Genomic DNA, 19,751 nt, shown 5'->3' on the forward strand with positions numbered 1-19,751 from the left:
AGCTGGGCGCCGTCAGGAGTCGGCCCGCTCCGCCAGGTTCACCTGGACCTCCTCACGCTTGCCGCCCCGGATCACGGTGAGGGTGGCCTGGTCGCCGGAGGAGTACTGGCGCACGAAGCCGGTGAGCGCCACGGACTGGCTGGTGGGCTTGCCGTCGATCGCGATCAGCACGTCCTGGGGGCGCAGGCCGGCTTTCTCCGCCGGTGATCCGGGTTCCACCGTCTGCACCTCCGCACCGACGCGGGTGACACCGTCGGCGGAGGCGGCGGCGTCCTTGAGAGTGACCCCCAGGTAGGCGTGGGTGGCCTTGCCGGTGGCGATGATCTGGTCGGCTACCTTCTTGGCGAGCTTCGCGGGGATCGCGAAACCGATGCCGATGGAGCCGTTGGAGCTCTTGGAGGCAGTGGCGATCGAGGAGTTGATGCCGATCACCAGCCCGTGCTCGTCAAAGAGCGGGCCCCCGGAGTTGCCCGGGTTGATGGCGGCGTCCACCTGGATGGCGTTGGTCACCACCTGGCTGGTGGACCGGCCCTCGCCCCCCACCAGGCCGCCGAGGAGATCGCCTAGGCCGCCGGGGTCCTGCTGGCCGCCCTGTCCCTCGGAGTCCTCCTCCTGGGTGGTGATGACTGGCCGGTTGAGCGCGGAGATGATGCCGGTGGTGACGGTGGAGGACAGTCCCAGCGGGTTGCCGATCGCCATGACGCCCTGGCCGATCGCCAGGGACTCGGAGTCACCGACGGTAGCCACCACCAGGTCCTTGGGCGGGTTGACCAGCTCGATGACCGCCAGGTCGGTGGCCGGGTCGGTGCCGGTGAGCCTGGCCTCGTAGATCCGCCCGTCGGCCAGGGTCACCTGGATCTGCTTGGCTCCCTGCACCACGTGGTTGTTGGTGATGATGTGGCCGCTGGCGTCGTAGATGACGCCGGAGCCCTGGGAGGTGCCGTCGTTGAGGGCCACCGCGATGGCTACGACGGCGTTGCCCACCGCCGCGGACACGGCCTGCCAGTCAGCCGCCTGGGTGGTGCTGTCCACGGTCTGGGTGGTGCCGCCCTGCATCGGGCTGGGCAGGGCTGACACGGCAGGGGCACTGCTGGCGGGCCTGTCCAGGTAGCGGGTGGCGACGACGGTGCCTCCGGAGGCGAGCAGCGCCGTCACCACGGTGGCACTCACCAGGGCGCCCCAGCCCGGGCCCCGCCGACGGTAGGCAGTACGGGAGGGAGCCGCCTCCATGGGCTCGTATACGGCCGCGGCGAAGGAGCCGGGGGCCGGGGCGGTGGGGGCGGGGGACGGGGTGCTGCGCTCAAAGCTGTAGCCCGCGGGCGTGCTGGGCGCGCTGGTGTAGGTGCTGCCGGAGAGTGCAGAACCACCGGAGGCCGGGGCGGTGGGGGCGGGGGACGGGGTGCTGCGCTCAAAGTTGTAGCCCGCGGGCGTGCTGGGCGCGCTGGTGTAGGTGCTGCCGGAGAGTGCAGAACCACCGGGGGCCGGGGCGGCGGGGCCGGGGGACGGGGTGCTGCGCTCAAAGCTGTAGCCCGCGGGCGTACTGGGCGCGCTGGTGTAGGTGCTGCCGGAGAGCGTGGAGCCGCTGTTCGTCTCCGCGCGGGGAGGCTCCTGCGCATAGGGGTAGAAAGAGCGCTCCGGACCGGGAGCCCGGTGGGAGGTGGGGCGGACACGGGGAGCGACCGGGGGCGCGGGGGCCTCGGGAGCGGAAGCGGATACGGGTCCCGGACGGTAGGTGCGCGGGTCGGTCCAGGAGCTGCTGGTGCGAGGAGTCTCGCCGTCGGGGTCCGGTCCGCCAGTGATCTCGTCGTAGATGCTCATGTTCCTTCTTCCGGGTGGTCTTCCCGTAGCCTAGATATAAGGACAGCCAACGTGTTCCATCTGGGGCGTTGCCCAAGCCTGTCTGGAACTTACCTGTGAACCGCCCGTAACCCCCAGTGTCCCCACTCACAATCCCCACCCCCAGCCCCGCGAGACCGGGACATCGGTACCGCGAGACCGGGACATATGGACCGCGAGACCGGCAAGGGTGGCCTTAGTTGTGGATAACTCGCGGCTGGTGGGCCTGCGCCAGCTGCTCGACGACGGCGCAGCTTGTTGGGCGTGCTGCAGGCGGGAAGGCACGGGTCGGCTGGGGCCGGGTTTGACGGCAGGGCAGGTGAAGGCCCGCGCACAGGCAAACGGGCGGCCTACACCGGCTACCTCGTGAGAGCCCAGGGGGAAGGAGAACCTCCCACCTGCCACCTCTTGGGAGAGCGACAGTAAAGGGACCTTCCATGCTGGTCACAGCACGGACGCACACAGTAGGTGGTGAAGCCGCGGGAGGATTCAAAGGCGCACTCTGCCAGCTCCAGCCCTGAGGTCCGGCTCTTGGACCGGGAGAATCGAGAAGGTCCTGAGCAACGGGGCCTCTGCCAGGGGCTCTAGTGCTAGGGGATGTTGTACTGGGCGGACTGGAGGCTGGTTGCGCACTCTGGTACAGGTGCCGCAGCAGCACCAGGGGCAGTTCTTGGGTGGGCTGGAGGCTGGTTGCACACATGGCGCGGAGCACCCCACCGAACGAAACAGGGTTCTCCCCTGCAATCACAAGCAACACCCGTAAACATGCTCCGGCCTGGCAGCTTCGCCCACCCCGACTAAATGTGCAATGACTCGGCCGTTGCACACCTCACGCTGTCCTCCCCACCACCTGGGCGCCGGAAACGTTGAAATCCCAGCACCAGCCTGGTTCCCATGTGTGCCAAAGCCCCCAAGGCACCAAGGGCCCACGAGCCTCCCAAGCCGCAGGCTCCAGCGCGAAACCCAAGCCGCCAAAGGCTCGGCGTGACCCAGCAGCGGGTGCTGAAGGACATCCAACGCCCCCTGGGCTCCACCCGCACGCCGGGACACCTCCCTTCGCCTCCAGTTGTGCATTTCGGCGCGAGTGGTGCCGGATTACCGCACCACTCGCGCCGAAATGCACAAGTCAGGGTGGGGGTGGGCACGCCCCGTCACACCCAGGTCACCCCGCTAGAGACGGATGTACAGGAGGCTGAGCCCCTCGATCGGGCGGGATAGCAGCTCTCGCAGCTCCTCGGTCGTGGCGGGCTGGTGGACGACGGCGCCCAGGGCCCGCCCCAGGGCGGCAATGTCCGTGGCCTGCGGGGTGGTGAAGCAGCGGGCGAAGTCCGCCGCGGGCGTGACGGCCGGGTACTCCAGGCTGGAGAAGATAGCGCCCCCGGCGTCGTCCAGCACCACCACCTGCAGGTCTACCTGCTGCTCCAGCACGCCGCGGTTCAGGCTCATGGCGTCGTGCAGGAAGCTGAGGTCGCCCAGGAGCACGCGCACCGGCCCCCCACTGGCCACGGCGACGCCGACGGCGGTGGCCAGGGTGCCGTCTATCCCGGCCAGACCCCGGTTGGCCAGGGGGTGCGGCGCCACCCCTGCCGGGGGCACGGCCAGGCGGTCCAGGCGGCGGATGGTCATGGAGGACCCCAGCACCAGCCGGGGGCGGGGGGCGTCGCCGGGGGCGGTGAGGTCGGCGCAGGCGGCGTCCCACACGGCGGTGGCGACGGCGTCGGCGCTCAGGCGGCTTGCGGCAGGCGGTTCGGGCAGCGGGGGCAGCTCTGCGACGGCCTGCTGCCAGCTGGGGAGCCAGTCGGCGGGGGCGGGGCCCAGCCCCAGGGCGGCGGCGACCTGGGCGGCCCCGGCCTGGGCGGCGTCGGTTGGCGGCTGGTGGCCTGACAGGAGGGCGGTGGGCAGGACGCGGCTGGCGGTCCCGGCGACGTCGGTCCAGCGGGCGGTGCTGGTGACGACGTCGATGGGCAGGTCGTTGCGGGCGAGCAGAGCGCTGACGGGGCGGGTGAGGCTGGGGTGGCCGAAGACCACCAGGTGCTCGGCCTGCGCGGCCAGGGCGGCCCCGGACGCATGGTTGAGGAGCTCGGCGTAGCGGGTCAGGGCGTTGGCGCCTGCGCGGGCCCCGGAGCTCGGTTCAGCCAGGAGCGGCCAGCCCAGGTGCTCGGCCAGGGCGCGGGCGTGGGTCCCGGTGGCGTCGACGCTGTCTCCGGCGATCACGAGGCCGCGCCTGGGGGCGCCGTCAGGCGGGGTGGGATGGGCAGGGTGACGCGAGGCAGCCAGGCCGGGGCACGACGGCACCAGCGGGACGGGGGCGGGGGTGGGATGGGGCGGGACATCCGGGCCGGGGCACGACGGCATCAGCGGTCCGGGAACCGTGGCAGCGCTAGCCGCCAGGGCCTGTGCGGGCTGCTGACTGTGAGCTAGCCCAGTCACGGCGGAGGCGGGAACGCGCCCGTCGGCGTCGGGGGCGGGAACAGGGGCGGGCGCGCCCACGGCGGAGGCGGGAGCACGGCCACCGGCGTCGGGGGTGGGGGCCAGGGGCGGGCGGAAGCGGATGTTGACCTGGGCGGGGCCGGGGTCGTTGCTGAGGGTGCCGCAGGCGGCGGCGAGGGCACGGTGTACCTGTCCGGCCAGGGCGCGGCTGCCTGCTTGGGGGCCGAGGTCCTGGAGGAGGTCGGCGGGCAGGTCCACGTGGGCGCGTAGGGCGTCGCCGAAGATGCGGGTCTGCTCGGTGGTCTGGTTGGCGCCGGTGCCCACGAGCTCGTGGGGCCGGTCGGCGCTGATGACGAGCAGGGGGATCCCGGCGGCGTCGGCCTCGGCCACGGCTGGGTGGAGGTTGGCGACGGCGGTGCCGGAGGTGGTGACGACGGCGGCGGCGCGGCGGCGGTTGTGCTGGAGCTCGGCGCGGGCCATGCCCAGGGCGGTGAAGGCGGCGCTGCGCTCGTCCAGCACGACACGCAGGCGGAGGCGCCCGGCGGCCTCGGCGGCCAGGAGCGCTGGTACGAGGGGGGCGGAGCGGGAGCCAGGGGCAAGAACGACGTGGCGCACCCCCTGGTCCACGAGCCCCTGGACGAGCGCCTGGGCGGCCTGGACCGACGGCGGCTGCGGAGCCTGCGGGCCAGGCGCAGCAGCGGGGGCGGGCACGGCGCCAGAAGACGGCGGCTGCGGAGCCTGCGGGCCAGGCGCGGCAGCGGGGGCGGGCACGGCGCCAGAAGACGGCGGCTGCGGAGCCTGCGGGCCAGGCGCAGCAGGGGCGGGCACGGCGTCGGCTGCTGGCCGGGGGCTGCTGGGGGCTGCTTCCGGGCTGGCGTTGCTGGCACAGCTGGCCGGGCTGCTCGGGCTGCTCATCGGCCTGCCTTGTCCAGCTTGTCCAGGCGGGTGCGCAGGGCGTCGAGGATGTGCCCCAGGCGGGTCTGCCAGCGGGTGGTGACTTCTGCGTCCGCCAGGACCGCGGGCAGCAGGTTGCGGGAGACCCGTAGGCGGCGCAGGGGCAGGACGCCGTCCTTGGCGGTGAGGCTGGGGACGGCCACGTCCTGGCGCAGCAGGCTGATGGTGCCCAGGCCGCAGGCGTGGTCGAGCCGGGGCAGGGCGGTGGCCAGCTGCAGGCCCGCGTGCAGCCCGACGCTGGTGTCCAGGGCGGAGGAGACGACCACGGGCAGCCCGAGCTGTTCGGCCAGGCGCAGGGCGGCGTTGACCCCGCCTAGCGGGGCGGTCTTGAGGACGGCGACGTCGGCGGCCTCCTGGCGGACCACCTCCAGGGGGTCGGGGGCGAGACGGATGGACTCGTCGGCGGCGATGGGTACGTCGGTCTCGCGGCGCAGGCGGGCCAGGTCCGCGGTGGCACGGCAGGGCTGCTCCACGTACTCCAGGCCCCCGGCCGCCTGGTCCATGAGGGGCAGGCAGGTGCGGGCGGTCTCCAGGTCCCAGGCTCCGTTGACGTCTATGCGTATGGCGCCGCCTGTTCCGAGGGCGGCGCGCACGGCCTCCAGCCGGGCCAGGTCGTCCCGCAGGGCGGACTGGCTGCCGGCGACCTTGACCTTCACGGTGGTGCAGCCGCTCTGCTGCACCAGGGCGTGCGCGGCCACGGCGTCGATCTCGGGGACGGTGAGGTTCACCTGGATCGCGTGACGGCGGGGCTCGGGCAGGGGCTGGCCGTCCATGGAGCGTCCTTGGGCCTGTTCCAGGGCGGAGGCGAGCCAGGGGGCGGAGGCGGCGGCGCCGTAGTCCCAGAAGGGGGCGGCCTCGCCCCAGCCTGCGGGACCGTGGAGGAGGAGCCCGTCGCGGCGCAGCAGCCCGCGGAAGCGGGTGCGCAGGGGGATGTCGTATACGACGGCGCGGTCGATTCCGGTGAGCAGGCCGAGCCGGTCCTGGGCGCGCAGGGGCTCCAGGTCCAGCTCTCCGGGGGTGACTGAGTCTGGGGGCAGCAGGGCGTGCCTTCCGGGTTTCCTCTCAGTCATGGGCTCAGGATAGCCAGGACGGCGGCCCGTGCCAGTCCGGGCTGCGAGCCCCTGGTACCACCGCCGTCACGGGCCTGGTGGTGTGGGCGAGGCCCCTGCCTGGCCCGCCGTCCGGGTGCCCGCTCCCCCGACCCGCCCCTTACCCTGGGCCTATGACCGCCTACCCCCTGCCCAGCCGCGTCTCTGCAATCTTTGACCCGACCCGTTGGCGGGAGGTGGAGGGCTTCCCCAACCGCTCCCCGCAGCCTGGCGGACTGACTGACGTGACCTACCACCGGGGCTGTGAGCGGGACGCCTCCGGCCAGTGGCTGCGTGACCTGCCGGTGGTGCGGGTGGCCCTGGACCGCCCCGAGCTGCGCAACGCCTTCCGTCCGCACACGGTTGACGAGCTCTACCGGGTGCTGGACCACGCGCGCATGAGCGGGGACGTGGGCGCCGTCGTCCTGACCGGCAACGGCCCCTCCCCCAAGGACGGCGGCTGGGGCTTCTGCTCGGGCGGGGACCAGCGCATCCGGGGCCGCGACGGCTACCACTATGAGGGCGCTCCCGGCCAGGCCCCGGCGGACCTGCCGCAGGCGGAGGACCACGACGCCGAGGTCGCGGCCCGGCGTTCCCGGATCGACGCCGCCCGCGCGGGCAGGCTGCACATCCTGGAGGTGCAGCGGCTCATCCGCACCATGCCCAAGGTGGTTATCGCCGCGGTCAGTGGCTGGGCGGCGGGCGGCGGGCACTCCTTGAACGTGGTGTGCGACCTGTCGCTGGCCAGCCTGGAGCACGCTCGCTTCAAGCAGACTGACGCGAATGTGGGCAGCTTTGACGCGGGCTACGGCTCGGCCCTGCTGGCCCGCCAGGTGGGTGACAAGCGGGCGCGGGAGATCTTCTTCCTGGCCCGCACCTATGACGCCGCTACCGCTGAGCGCTGGGGGGTGGTCAACGAGGCGGTGCCGCACGCCGAGCTGGAGGAGCGAGCCCTGGATTGGGCGGCCACGGTAATCTCCAAGTCCCCCCAGGCGATCCGCATGCTCAAGCTGGCCTTCAACCTGGCTGACGACGGCCTGGCGGGACAGCAGGTCTTTGCCGGGGAGGCCACCCGCCTGGCCTACATGACTGACGAGGCGGTGGAGGGCAGGGACGCCTTCCTGCAGCGCCGCGAGCCGGACTGGTCACCTTTCCCCTACTACTTCTGACCTGGCCGCGGCACAAGGATCAGCGAAAACGCCTCCAGGGTGAACGGCTGTTGGTAGCCTGTGCAGGTCATATAGGCCTTTTCCCTGGAGGCTCCTGCCAGCAGAACAACTTTTGATACAGGCTTGTTTGGGCCGACCGCGAGGGTGCTTGGCACAGACGATGCTTCTATAAAACAGTTTAACGAGACCGAAGCGAGACTCAATGGCTTCCTTAAAGACACCGACATGCCCCAGTGGGCTGCCAACGAGACTGACTTTAATGACGGCTTGAGGGTAGGACGTGAGGAAGGCGGCAAGTAAAACTGGCGCACCGATTCACGCTAACAGCAAGGAGGGTTGCTCTTGAAGCGTGTTTCCGTGAAGGCGCTCACCAAGCAGTTGGGGGCTCTGCGTTCCTGGTGGCGGACCAGGACCGGCCGGCAGAAGACCGTGGTCCTGCTGGTGGCTGCCTTGACCGTCACCTCCTCCTTCCTGGGCTGGCGGGTCTACCAGCTCACCCGCCCCGAACCAGAGCTCCTGTGCAAGCACCTGCCCACCGCCGAGCTGGTACCCATAGTCGGCTACCAACCCAGACAAAACAGACCACCCTTCGAAGAGCAGGATATCTACAGCTGCACGGTCAAGAGCCCGGACCCCGATCTGCCCGCCCAGGCCACCAGCCTGCTGTGGGAGTCCGGCACACGCTCAGACCTCAGCGCCGTCTACCCCTCCAAGGAGAAACTGATCCAGCTCGCCGCCAAGGACCCCAACGCCCGGATCGAGACCGAGGTCCCCGGACACCCCGAAGCCTTCCTGTTCTTCGACACCGGCGCCTCTTGCGCGTACTGGGTCAACCAGACCCACGCGGTACGCGCCTGCGCCCGCACAGACAGCAGGGCCACCCCCGACCAGCGCGAGCACCTGCTAAACCAGCTACGCACCCTCATACTCGCCCACGCCACCAAGTACCTCCCCAACCAACCCACCCCCACACCAACCCGCTAAACCACCAAGAAAAAACGCAGAACCCCTCACTGCAAATCTATCTATCTGCCACCAGGCAGCACTTCACCCATATACAGGGCCGCCACCAGGAGCAGCAGCTCCGCCGTCGCCGCCCCGGGCCCCGCACCACTCGGGCCGCCTCCGAGGGCACCGCCGCCTACCATGCGCTGCTGGCCGACCTGGCTCCGCCCGACCTGGTCACCACCGACGGCGCCGCAGGCGCGCTCAAGGCCATCACCACCTGGCCCCACACCCCCGTCCAACGCTGCCTGGTACACGCCCACCGCCACACCGCGCGACCTGACCCGCCACCCCAAGACCACACCCGGCCAGACCCTGCCAGACCTGTCACACGAGCTGCTGACCATCTCCCACCCAGCACTCCAACCACCGACCAGGCCACCACCCGGTTGACAACCCTCAACGGCTACGGCCAGCAGTACAAGCACTGGCTGGGCCAGCGCACCACCGCCACCCAGGACCCCACGACCACCTCCCTGACACGGCGCACACAGTGGTACACCAACCCTCGGGCGCACCGCGCCTACCGGCGGCTAGAACGCCTGGCCCGCTTGGCAGGCCCCTGCGGCCCACGCGCCGCAGGGGCCTGTGGCCCTGGCCGCCCCTGGTGGGCTGGGTGCGTGTGTGGGTAGGGGGTTGGTGACCCTGTGGCCCCGGCTGCCCCTGGTGGGCTGGGCAGCGCGGGAGCTGTCACTGGCGGAGGGCTAGAAGCCCTGGCACCGACCGCTGAACCTTCAACCACCACGGAATCAAGCCAAAAGCTCCCCCACCCCAGAACCAGGGAAGTGCTCTAAGCCTCCACCAGTGACAAAACGCGCCCACCCAGGCACCACAAGACCCACCAGACCAAGACAGGCGCCACAAAATGCCCCCGGGACAGCCCACGCCCACCCGCCCCAGCCAACACCGGACCGCACGACCCCACCAACCCCCACCACACACATTCACACCAATAATCCCCAGCTGACTGAGCCACCGGGCCGCTGCCGTCACCCCGGGTCGCCACACCACCCGGCCCGTCCACCACCACGGCCCGCCGCGCCACCTGACAGCACCCACCGCGCCCCGGGCCTGACCGTGCCCGGGCAGAGGCCTCAGGCCGGACGCCTCATGCCTGGCTGTCTGCGGTGGGCTGCTCCTGGGGCTGCCGGGTGGTGGTGCCGTCGGCGTTCACGTCAAAGGTCACCAGGACCTCCCCGGTGGGCTGGGTGGAGCCGCCCTCGGGCTCCAGGGTGATGAGTACCTGCTCCCCCTCCTGCGGCATGAGGTCCAGGAAGGTGAAGCCGTTACCCTGCTGCGGGTCGTACAGGCCCAGGGAGGTGGTCTGCCCGTCCTTGCGCAGCCACACCTGCAGGCTGGACCCGGCGGAGTCAGCCATCATCTGGTCGGGCAGGCTGAGTGCCGTCATGCTCATGTCCGGGGACCAGGTGAGCGTGGCGACGTGCCCGTCCGGCATGGTGTCGGTAACGCGGTGGACGTCCTGCGCCTGGTTCAGGTACGCGAAGTGCTCGGTTGGGGCCATCGCGTCCAGGGTGCTCCAGCGCCCGATGCCTACGCCGGTGGCCAGCAAGGCCACGCTCGCCGCCACCCGCAGCGCCGTCCCCAGCCAGCGGCGTCTGGAGGCCAGCTCCACCACCTGCGCTCCGGCAGGCTCCGACGGCGACGGCGCAGCCTGCCTGGTCTCAGGCTGGGCGTCCACCTGCGGCCTGCCCTCAGTCCGGGCGGCCACCTTCAACCTGGGCACGACCTTCAGGTCAGGCTGCGTACCTGGGGCGACCCCTTCCTGCGCCGTCGCCTGGGCCACTGTCTCCTGTGACACAGCCTGGGAAACCTCCTCCAGCAGCCGCACACGCAGCCCCGGCGACGGCTGTACCGGGCGCAAGGAGGCTCCCAGGGCCGCCAGCGTCTCGTCGGCCTCCAGCTGGGCGGCCAGCTCGGCGTCGTCACCGCTTCCAGCCAGGTGCAGCGGGCCGTCTGCCAACGCAGGCTGTCCCACGTCGTAGCCCTTGTCCTCGGTGCTCATAGCTCCACTCCCATGTGCGCGCGTAGCTTCGCGATACCGTCCCGGATGCGGGTCTTGACCGTGCCCAGGGGCACGCCGGTGCGTTCAGCGATCTGCCTGTGTGTGAGTTCTGTGAAATATGCCAGTACCAGGGTGGAGCGGTGCGGTTCCCCCACGGCCCGCAGGGCCTGGCGCACCACCTCTCCCTCCAGGTTGTCCTCCACCTGCTGCACGGTCAGGTCCGTGTCCGGTAGCGAGGGCTGCCAGCGCAGGTCACGCTCCCGCGCGGCCTGGCTGGAACGTACCCGGTCGATGGCACGACGGCGGGTGAGGGTCACCAGCCAGGCCCGCACCGAGCCGCGCGCCGGGTCGTAGGAGTCCGCCCGCCGCCAGAGCTCCAGGAAGACCTCCTGCAGCACCTCCTCGCTCTGGGCCTGGTCCACCAGCACCTGGACCGCCAGGGCCAGGAGCCGGGCCGCCCAGCGGTCGTAGAGCTCGGCGAAGGCCTGCTGGTCCCGGTCCACGACCCGCGCCATCAGGGCGGCGTCGTCAGCTTGCTCGCAGGACGGCTCTAGATGCTGCACCCGCCCATCGTATGCAAGGGGGCTGGTGGCTACCTCACCGGGCACCTGGCGACCACCTTCCGTGAGGCTGGCTGGGGTGCCGCCGGGGCGGCGGCGGGCGGGCCGCGTGGGGCGCACCGTCAGGCAACCGGGACGGCGCGCCCCACGCGGGGACTGTGGTGCCAGGCTGGTCCTGCTGGCCTGCTCGGCAGCAGGCTCAGGCACTGGCTGGCAGGTGGGCATGGCTCATCCGAAGGTGAAGGAGTAGAGCTGGACACCCTCGGGGACCTCGATCTCCAGGATCCCGGAGACCATCTCCTGCTCGTCGACCAGGGCGAGCCCGTTGGGCACCTCGGGCACCTGCATGGAGCCGGACTGGCCGTTGAATGTCCAGCGCAGCTCGCCCTGGCCGGAGGCCACGAGGTTGGCCTGCTTGCCGTGCCAGCTCAGGCGCAGCCTGGCGGGGCCGCCCTCCGGGGTGATGTGCTGCCCCTCGACGTGCCACCGGCCCTGCAGGGCGACGGTGTCCCGCGGCATGGACTCGGGGAACTCGTAGTCGCGGCTGCCCGGGATGATCGGGGCTCCGGCCACGCGGGTCACCCGGTCAGAGCCCAGGTAGGTCTCGGGGCTGCGGTCCCCTAGGACGGTGGGGTCGTCGCTGGTGAAGACCGGCTCGGGCAAACTCGTGCTGGGGTCGGCCTCGCGCAGGAGCGTGCGGATGAGCCTCTCCAGGGTGGCCTCGCCGCCCTCACCGAAGTGCAGCTGGCGCAGCTGGCCCTTGCTGTCGGCCAGGTAGTGGGCGGGCCAGTAGTGGTTGTCGAAGCTCTCCCAGGTGGTCAGGTTGGAGTCGACGGCGACAGGGTAGGTGATACCGAGCTTGTCGGAACCAGCCTTGACGTTGTCAACCTCCTTCTCGAAGGCGTACTCCGGGGAGTGGATGCCGATCACCTGCAGGCCGGAGTCCTTGTAGGTCTCGTGGAGCTTCTGGATGCCGGGCACGGAGCGCTGGCAGTTGATGCAGGAGTAGGCGTAGAAGTCGATCAGGGTGACCTTGCCGGTCTGGTTGGCGTTGGGCAGGGGGGTGCCGTCGGGGGTGTTTAGCCAGGCGATGGGCTCCACGATGTCGGGCAGGTCCCCGCACTCGCCAAGCTCTTCAGCACCGTCCTGGCAGACGGCGGAGGAGTGCAGGAGGCGGTCGGTGGACGCCTGAGCCTCCTTGGTGTAGTCGGGCAGGGCCCGCTGCAGGGCGGCTGGCAGGTCCAGCACCAGGGCTCCGGCCAGGGCGACCATGAGTACCCCGGCGGTGACGCGGACAGCGCGCTGGCGGGTGCGGAAGGCGGCCACGCGAGAGGCCACCTCACGCCCGGCCAGGGCGAAGCCGAGCAGCGGGATAGCGGTGCCCAGGCCGAAGGAGACGGCGAGCACCACCGTGTCCAGGCCGATCTTGCCAGTGGACCCGGCTACGGCGACGGCGGCCAGGACCGGTCCGGCGCAGGGGACGTAGGCGGCGCCGAGCACCAGGCCCAGCAGGAAGCCGTTGGAGGGGCCGCCGCCCCCGACACGGCCGAAACGCTCGAAGGGCCGCTCCAGCACGTGCATCAGCGCGGGGAAGATCATGGCTACACCGATCAGGGCCAGCAGCACGATACCGGCCCAGCGGATGAAGTCCTGGGGCAGGTGCAGCAGGCTGAGGATCGTGGAGCCCAGCAGGGTGAAGAAGGTGAAGGAGACGACCAGTCCGGACACCACCAGGTAGGGGCGCGAGCTGCGGACCCTTCCTGCCGGGGCAGAGCTGGTTGTGACCGTGTCGCGGCCGGAGCCGGAGAGGCTGATCAGGCCGGTGGCGTCCTTGAAACCGAGACCGTTGCCGACGCTGCCCGACGCGGAGGCTGCCTTGGCTGGCTCCTCCCGCTCAGGCTCGGTTACCCCGCCGGATACCAGTATCACCGGCAGCACGGGGAGGATGCACGGCGATATTGCCGTAATCAGCCCCCCTAGCAGACCTATCAGCACCAGGCTGGTCATGAGTTCCTCCTTGGTCGGGAATCGCTTCGTGAGCAGTTCGGCGCAGAGGGCGCAGCGGATTGGTCAGCCGGACAGAAGCGGCTGTGACCATAGCCACAACAGCTTCACCAATCTGCTCCCCGCCTGGCTCCGAATACCTGCCTGAGAGCGCGGAACGGCCGTTGCTCAAGGCTCGACGAGAGGAACACTCATATGCACCGCCTGACCACCACCATCGCCGCCACCGCCCTTTGCGCCGCCTCCGTATTCGGCCTGGCCGCCTGTGGGTCCAGCAAGTCCTCCCCCGAGGAGCCCGTGCCTTACGGTGAGCAGACGACGACGGCGGACGACAAGATGAGTGACGGCAAGGACAAGATGTCCGACGACAAGATGAGCGACGACAAGGGCAGCATGTCCGACGGCAAGGACAAGATGAGCGACGACAAGGACAGCATGTCCGACGGCAAGGACAAGATGAGCGACGACAAGGGCAAGGACGGCAAGTGAGCCGCTGAGCCTGGTCCCGGGAGGAACCAGGCTCTTCCTGCCGCGAACGGTCCCTGGTCCTGCACCAGGGACCGTTTCGTATACGCCAGAGGGGGCCGGGGCTTACGGCCTCCCGCCGGGGGCCGTTCAGGCAGCGGTCAGCAGCGCGAGCGCCAGCCCCACGACGACACCGTAGACCAGCTCGAACAGGCCGGCGTCACGCAGCACGGGGACCAGCGCCCGGCCCTGGGCACCAGCAGCTACAGCGCGGGTGGCCCGCCAGGCGAAGACGCCCAGCACCACCAGCACCAGGAACAGCCACGGTGCCGCCCCCAGGGCGTGACCGCCACCGTCGTGAGTGGCCCGCGCCCAGGCCAGCGCCGCCAGGGCCAGGGGCACCGGGAGGGCCACCAGCGCCATGAAGGCCCGGCGGGCGCGCGCCTCCCCCAGGCGCACCGCCAGGGTGATCTTGCCGTGGGCGGGGTCGGTACGGATGTCCCGCAGGTTGTTGACCATGAGCAGGGAGCAGGCGCTCAGGCCGATGCCGCAGGCCGCCAGCCACAGCCAACCCGGTGCCGCCGCCACCTGCACGTAGGTGGTGCCCACGGTGGCCATGAGGCCGAAGAACAGGAAGACGAAGACCTCCCCCAGCCCGGCGTAGCCGTAAGGGTGGCTGCCTCCGGTGTAGAACCAGGCCGCGGCCACCGCCGCCGCCCCCAGCAGCAGCCACCACCACTGTCCGGACAGGGCCAGCAGCGTCAGCCCCAGCAGCCCGGCCAGGCCGAAGCAGCCGAAGGCAGCGTACTTGACCAGCCTGGGCTCTACCTGACCGGAGGCGGTCAGGCGCAGCGGCCCGGTGCGGTCGTCGTCGGTGCCGCGGATGCCGTCGGAGTAGTCGTTAGCCAGGTTCGAGCCGATCTGCAGGGCCAGGGCCACCCCGGCTGCCAGGAGGCTGCGCAACAGGGAGAAGCCTCCCAGGGCGGCTGCAGCCCCGGCTCCCAGAAGAACCGGGGCCACGGCTGCGGGCAGGGTGCGCAGCCGCACCACCTCAGCCCAGCTGCTGGCCTGCGGCTGGGTGGGAGGGAGGGCCCCTGCGGGACGGGAATGGCTGTTCATGGTTTCCTCTCTGCCCAGGCACCGGGGCGCTGGGAGCCTACCGCAGCCGTGAACCCGGAAGCGGGGCCAGGGACCGCTGAGCGACCCAGGCGGCCAGGGCACGCCGGTCCACCTTGCCAGGCCCACGCAGAGGCAGGTGCTCCACCGTCAGCACCTGCTTGGGAGACTGCGCACCGGGCAGCCGGCTGCGGACCAGCTGGCGCAGCTCCTCGCACCAGTCCTGGTCGGCCAGCACCCCCGGCTCGGGCACGACGACGCCGGTTACCACGCTGCCCCAGCGCTCGTGCGGCACTCCTACCACGCAGGCCTGGGCCACCCCGGGCAGGGAGAGCAGCACCTGCTCCACCACCTCGGGCCGTACCTTGACACCGCCGGTGACGATCAGGTCGTCCACCCGTCCCAGCACCTCCAGGCGAGGCTCCCCGCCTGGACCAGGTACCAGGCGGCCCAGGTCGCTGGTCAGCAGCTCGCGGCGGCCTGCGGCGTCCTGCCGGAAGACGGTGCCGCTCCCGGCCTGGGTGGCGGCGTATCCCTCAGCGAGCACCGGGCCCGCCAGCACCACCCGCCCGACGCCGTCGGACTCCGGGGACTCGATACGCACCTGCACGCCGTCCAGGGGCTGGCCCTCGTACACGCAGCCGCCCCCGGTCTCGGACATGCCGTAGGTGCGCACCACCGGTACCTGCGCGGCCCGGGCCTGCTCCAGCAGGGCGGTACCGGCGGCAGCTCCCCCCACCAGCACCGCACCCAGGCGGGAGAGCTCCTGGCGGGCTCCCGGGTGCTGGAGGGCGTCATAGAGCTGGGTGGGCACCAACGCGGTGTAGACGGGCCGCTCCCCGGCCTGGGCGAGCGCCTGCTCCAGGGCGGCGGCCAAGACCTCCGGGTGGAAGCCGTCGCTGGTGTCTACCACCACCGGCGCCTGCTGGGCCAGGAGTGAGCGCACCAGCACCTGCAGCCCGGCCACGTGGTGGCAGGGCAGTGCCAGTACCCAGGTGCCGGGCCCACCCAACCGCTGGTGCGTGGCCCGGGCGGAGGCCGCAAGCGCACGGGCGCTTACGGCCACCAGGGAGCCGGTGCCGGTCGTGGAGCCGGAGGTACGCAGCAGCAGGTCCGCCTGGGGGAAGGCGGGCGCGTCAGCCAGCCGCTGGGCCAGCTCCTGGCGCACCACCTGAGGGTCCTCGGTGGCGGCCAGGGGCACCAGCAGGGGCGGGTCAGCTCCTGGTCCGGCTGGCAGGTCAGCTCCTGGTCCGGCTGGCAGGTCACCTCGCGGTCCAGCGGGTGGGTCAGCTCGTGGTCCAGCGGGTGGTACCGCGGGCTGATAAGCGGGTGGTCCAGCGGGCGGGTCAGCGCGTGGTCCAGCAGGCGGGTCAGCGCGTGGTCCAGCGGACTGGTCAGCGGGAGGTCCAGCGGGCTGGCCAGCGGGTGGGAGACCAAGGGCAGCCACAGGCCCCACGCCCCCGGCTCCCCGCCACCGCAGACGCTCGAACAGGGCGGCGCGCAGGCGGCTGACGTCCTGGGGCCGGGTGCCGCCAGTAAGGAGGGTTAGGGGGGGCAGTGCGGGCTTGGTCACCTGGACAGGTTGGCACATCTGGACTCCGCTAGGGTGGGGGCATGCGCGTGGCCTTGATCGTCCTTGTGATTGCCTTGACGCTCTACGCCGTCCTGGACTGTGCCCGCACCCCCAGCGAGTCCCTGCCCCAGCCGCTGCCCAAGCCCATGTGGCTGCTGGTCATCATCCTGTTCACGCTGGTGGGTCCGGTAGCCTGGATCATCACCTCCCGGGTAAAGGCCGCGGAGGAGCGGGGCGGGACCGTGGAGCGCAGCGTGTGGTCCTCCACGGAGGGCATCCGCTTCCAGCGTCCGGGCCGCCAGCCCCGGCGTCGTTCCCTGGGGCCCGACGACGATCCCGAGTTCCTGCGCGACCTGGAGCAGGACATCCGCCGCCGCAAGCACCACCCGGAGGATGAGGACGGCCAGCCCGAGCGAGGACCGGAGGGGCCGCAGACGCCCGGCAACTCCTGATCCCAGGCGGGCGCCCAGACGCCCCAGGCTTTCCGGCCAGCCCCCAGCCCCCGGCCCCGGCACCCGGCACCCTGGGAGGCCACCCATGACAGCCCAGCCCAACCAGCCCCGGCCTCGCCCAGGTCCTCGCCTCCACTTGCCCACTTGTGCATTTCGGCGCGAGTGGTGCCGGAATACCGCACCACTCGCGCCGAAATGCACAAGTCGGGGGGAGGGGGGGCAGTACTCGATAGCCAGCCCCGGCCTCGCCCAGCCACCTGCGGTCAGCGGGGCCAGGTGCGGGTGTCCACCTCGTAGCCGTGGGCGGCGGCGTGCACCAGCCAGTCCCCGGGGAGCCAGGAGCGGGCCGTCATCTGCGGGTGCTCCGGCAGGTAGCGCAGGGCCCACAGGACCAGCACCAGCTCGGCCCACTGGGCGCGCAGCTTCCAGCGGGCGGTGCCCTGGCTGTTGGCGGCCGCCATGACGATCTCCCCGGTGGCGCTCAGGGAGCACTCCCGCACGTCGGCGTAGGCCACGGACATGACGCCCTCGGCGGTGCCCAGGTAGATGCCGTGGGTGGAGACGGTCAGGCGGGCGTCGGCCAGGTGGCGCCAGCGGGCCTGCGCGTCAGCCTCAGCGGCCTTCCTGCGCCGGGAGTTCATGTATGCCTGCCCGCCGAAGAAGGCGGCGGTCAGGGCCAGGCCCACCGGCCCCCCCGCCAGGAAGAAGCCGCGTGAGGGGTTGTAGGTGGCGTCCCCGCGCCGGAACATGAGCAGCTCGGCGTCACAGGAGCCCAGCATGACCTCCTCGGGGGCGAAGGCCCGGCGCACCGGGTCCACCACCGGGGAGACGGGGTTGGGACGGGCCCCCAGGGTGACGGCGGTTAGTACCCCGGCGGTGTTCCACCAGATGAAGTCCTGGGCGGTCCAGGGCCGCTGCGGGGTGGGGCGCTGCAGGGGCGCGGGGCCGGGTGCGGCCAGGTCCCGGCTGGTGGCGGGGACCAGCTCGCCGTGGTCCGGGAAGGGCCGGCTGGTCACGTGCCCTGCCCGGGGGCGGTGGCGCCCGGCTCGGTGTGGCTGCTGGCCTGCGGCTGGTCGCCGAGGGGGCCGGTGTCGCGGCCAGGATCGGTACAACAGCCTGTGCTGGCGGCACGGCCGGCGTCACGGCCGGGCCTGGTGTCGCAGCCGGTGTTGACGTCACGTCCAGAGCCGGTACCACAGCCAGTGTTGGCGACGGCGGCGGAGGTGCCTGGCACCATGTCCGCGGCCCGGCGCAGCAGGTCCCCGGCGGGCTCCCAGTACGCCAGTCCCACCAGGGTGCGGTCCTCAAAGGTCAGGGAGGTCAGGGAGGCCAGGGAGCACTGGCGACGGCGGGGGTCGTGGGCCAGGGGGCGGCCCTCCAGGAACAGGCGCAGCACCAAGATGGGCAGCTGGTGGGAGACGAGCAGCGCCTCGTGCCCCTCGGCGGCGGGGATGGCGGCGGCGACGGCGTCGCGCATCCGGTCCACTATCTGCGTGTAGCGCTCACCCCAGCTGGGGCTGAGGGGGTTGCGGTAGAGCGGCCAGTACCGGGGCTGGGCCAGGACCCAGCGGTTGCGGTTGACAGCCACGCCCTCAAAGAGGTTCCCGGCCTCGATCAGCCGAGGGTCGGTGGTGGGGGTCAGGCCGAAGGCGGCGGCGGTGGGGGCCCCGGACTCCTGGGCCCGCTCCAGGGGGGAGGTGATGACGGCGGTGACGTCGTGCCCGGAGTCGTAGAGGGTCTGCGCCACCTGCTCGGCCATCTGCTGTCCCAGGTCGGAGAGGTGGTAGCCGGGCAGGCGCCCGTAGAGGATGCCTTCGGGGTTGTGCACCTCACCGTGACGCATGAGGTGGATGGTCGTGCGCGTCATGGTGTGATTCTGTCACGAGCTCAGGTCCGCGCCGCCTAGCTGCTCTCAGAGATCGTGGAACAGCCTCCGCGGGACGCCTGCGTCTCCTATGGTGGGGCCATGACTACGCGCAGCGCCTGGGGCCTGGGACTGGCCACCGTGACCGATGACGGCAACACCTTGGACGTGTGGTACCCCCGGCCGGTGCTGGGTGAGGAGCCGGAGGACGGCCAGGCGGACCTGCGGGCGACCCTGTCCGCCATGGAGCGCCGTGACGAGGCCCGGGGGGTGCACACCACGGTGGTGCGCACCTGGGCGGACCTGGACGACTCCCCCCAGACGGTGGCGGGCGCCTACCTGCGCCTGCACGTGCTCTCCCACCGCCTGGCCCAGCCGAACACGGTGAACCTGGACGGTTTGTTCTCCCGGCTGCCGAACGTGGTGTGGACCAGCGCGGGCCCCTGCGCCACGGAGGGCTTTGAGACCACGCGCACCCGGCTGCGGGCGGCCCTGGGCCACCAGGTGCAGGTACTCTCGGTGGACAAGTTCCCCCGCATGGTGGACTACGTGATCCCCTCGGGGGTGCGTATCGGGGACGCGGCGAGCGTGCGCCTGGGCGCCTACCTGGCGGAGGGCACCACCGTGATGCACACGGGCTTCGTGAACTACAACGCAGGCACCCTGGGCCGGTCCATGGTGGAGGGGCGCATCTCGCAGGGCGTGGTGGTCGGTGACGGCTCCGACATCGGTGGGGGCGCCTCCACCATGGGGATGCTCTCTGGCGGTGGACGGCGGCGCGTGGCCCTGGGTGAGCGCTGCCTGCTGGGCGCCAACTCGGGCCTGGGCATCCCCCTGGGCGACGACTGCGTGGTGGAGGCGGGCCTGTACCTGACGGCGGGCACCAAGGTCTCGCTGATCCCTGAGGGCGGGGTGGTGCCGGGCAGCCACGGCCTGTTCCGGGAGCCGCGGGTGGTCTCGGCCCGGGACCTGGCGGGGGCCTCGAACGTGCTGTTCCGCCGTAACTCGCAGTCCGGGGCGGTGGAGGCCCTGGCCCGTGGGGGCAAGCCCATCGAGCTGGTGGCGGAGACGCCCGGGCACTGACGTTCCTGGGCGTCCCACCCTTACCGCCCGCTTTGAGACGCCGCAGGCCGCTGACTGAGACGGACGCTTAAGCCCCCACCCTGGACTGTGATCCTGGTTACCCTCAGGTTCGGGTCACAGGTCTAGCAG

The 19,751-nt window shown here is 71.4% G+C and carries 14 protein-coding genes and 1 pseudogene; 5 read left to right on the plus strand and 10 right to left on the minus strand.

Annotated elements, in window-relative coordinates:
* Positions 1 to 12 precede the first annotated feature (12 nt).
* The 3 genes from JG540_RS08395 to JG540_RS08405 form a co-directional block, all read right to left on the minus strand.
* Positions 13 to 1,818 (minus strand): S1C family serine protease, encoded by a 1,806-nt coding sequence (locus tag JG540_RS08395; RefSeq protein ID WP_200275313.1) that lies wholly within the window; start codon positions 1,816 to 1,818, stop codon positions 13 to 15.
* Positions 1,819 to 3,006: 1,188 nt separating this feature from the next.
* Positions 3,007 to 5,181, minus strand: coding sequence for a 2-succinyl-5-enolpyruvyl-6-hydroxy-3-cyclohexene-1-carboxylate synthase (gene menD, locus JG540_RS08400; protein WP_234042764.1), 2,175 nt, complete (start codon positions 5,179 to 5,181; stop codon positions 3,007 to 3,009).
* Positions 5,178 to 6,290, minus strand: a complete 1,113-nt coding sequence (locus JG540_RS08405; protein WP_200275315.1) for an o-succinylbenzoate synthase — start codon at positions 6,288 to 6,290, stop codon at positions 5,178 to 5,180. The genes menD and JG540_RS08405 overlap by 4 nt, the downstream gene beginning before the upstream one ends.
* Positions 6,291 to 6,442: 152 nt before the next feature.
* Here JG540_RS08405 and JG540_RS08410 point away from each other — a divergent pair, with 152 nt between their 5' ends.
* Together JG540_RS08410 and JG540_RS08415 are read left to right on the plus strand one after the other, a co-directional pair.
* Positions 6,443 to 7,477, plus strand: coding sequence for a 1,4-dihydroxy-2-naphthoyl-CoA synthase (locus JG540_RS08410; protein ID WP_200275317.1), 1,035 nt, complete (start codon positions 6,443 to 6,445; stop codon positions 7,475 to 7,477).
* A 342-nt stretch (positions 7,478 to 7,819) separates the two neighbouring features.
* Positions 7,820 to 8,461 (plus strand): hypothetical protein, encoded by a 642-nt coding sequence (locus tag JG540_RS08415; RefSeq protein WP_200275318.1) that lies wholly within the window; start codon positions 7,820 to 7,822, stop codon positions 8,459 to 8,461.
* Positions 8,462 to 9,590: 1,129 nt separating this feature from the next.
* Here the strand turns inward: JG540_RS08415 and JG540_RS08420 are convergent.
* The 3 genes from JG540_RS08420 to JG540_RS08430 all read right to left on the minus strand — a co-directional run bounded on the left by JG540_RS08420 (position 9,591) and on the right by JG540_RS08430 (position 13,072).
* Positions 9,591 to 10,505 (minus strand): anti-sigma factor, encoded by a 915-nt coding sequence (locus tag JG540_RS08420; protein WP_200275320.1) that lies wholly within the window; start codon positions 10,503 to 10,505, stop codon positions 9,591 to 9,593.
* A complete protein-coding gene (locus JG540_RS08425) occupies positions 10,502 to 11,020 on the minus strand; it encodes a sigma-70 family RNA polymerase sigma factor (protein ID WP_200278293.1) in 519 nt (172 codons plus the stop codon). The genes JG540_RS08420 and JG540_RS08425 overlap by 4 nt, the downstream gene beginning before the upstream one ends.
* A 273-nt stretch (positions 11,021 to 11,293) precedes the next feature.
* The gene (locus tag JG540_RS08430) at positions 11,294 to 13,072 is read right to left on the minus strand and encodes a cytochrome c biogenesis protein CcdA (RefSeq protein WP_200275322.1); all 1,779 of its coding nucleotides are present in this window, start codon (positions 13,070 to 13,072) and stop codon (positions 11,294 to 11,296) included.
* A 192-nt stretch (positions 13,073 to 13,264) separates the two neighbouring features.
* Here JG540_RS08430 and JG540_RS08435 point away from each other — a divergent pair, with 192 nt between their 5' ends.
* Entirely contained in the window at positions 13,265 to 13,558 is a 294-nt protein-coding gene (locus JG540_RS08435) for a hypothetical protein (protein WP_200275324.1), read from the plus strand.
* Positions 13,559 to 13,684: 126 nt separating this feature from the next.
* Here the strand turns inward: JG540_RS08435 and JG540_RS08440 are convergent, their stop codons facing one another.
* Both JG540_RS08440 and JG540_RS08445 read right to left on the minus strand, forming a co-directional pair.
* Complete coding sequence (locus JG540_RS08440; RefSeq protein WP_200275326.1) at positions 13,685 to 14,653, minus strand: 1,4-dihydroxy-2-naphthoate polyprenyltransferase; 969 nt, start codon at positions 14,651 to 14,653, stop codon at positions 13,685 to 13,687.
* Between the two features lie 37 nt (positions 14,654 to 14,690).
* A complete protein-coding gene (locus tag JG540_RS08445; RefSeq protein WP_234042765.1) occupies positions 14,691 to 15,818 on the minus strand; it encodes an AMP-binding enzyme in 1,128 nt (375 codons plus the stop codon).
* Between the two features lie 446 nt (positions 15,819 to 16,264).
* Between JG540_RS08445 and JG540_RS08450 the strand changes: the two genes are divergently transcribed.
* Entirely contained in the window at positions 16,265 to 16,675 is a 411-nt protein-coding gene (locus JG540_RS08450) for a PLD nuclease N-terminal domain-containing protein (RefSeq protein ID WP_200275328.1), read from the plus strand.
* A gap of 263 nt (positions 16,676 to 16,938) precedes the next feature.
* Here JG540_RS08450 and JG540_RS08455 read toward each other — a convergent pair whose 3' ends face one another.
* Positions 16,939 to 17,691, minus strand: a complete 753-nt coding sequence (locus JG540_RS08455; protein ID WP_234042766.1) for a hypothetical protein — start codon at positions 17,689 to 17,691, stop codon at positions 16,939 to 16,941.
* 182 nt (positions 17,692 to 17,873) lie between these two features.
* Positions 17,874 to 18,542, minus strand: a pseudogene (locus tag JG540_RS08460) (histidine phosphatase family protein); the annotation flags it as partial.
* Between the two features lie 99 nt (positions 18,543 to 18,641).
* Here JG540_RS08460 and dapD point away from each other — a divergent pair.
* On the plus strand, positions 18,642 to 19,622 hold the full coding sequence (dapD, locus tag JG540_RS08465; RefSeq protein WP_200275330.1) for a 2,3,4,5-tetrahydropyridine-2,6-dicarboxylate N-succinyltransferase: 981 nt from the start codon (positions 18,642 to 18,644) through the stop codon (positions 19,620 to 19,622).
* The last annotated feature ends 129 nt before the right edge of the window (positions 19,623 to 19,751 follow it).

The sequence above is a fragment of the Actinomyces weissii genome (genome assembly GCF_016598775.1).
Classification (GTDB): Bacteria; Actinomycetota; Actinomycetes; order Actinomycetales; family Actinomycetaceae; genus Actinomyces; species Actinomyces weissii.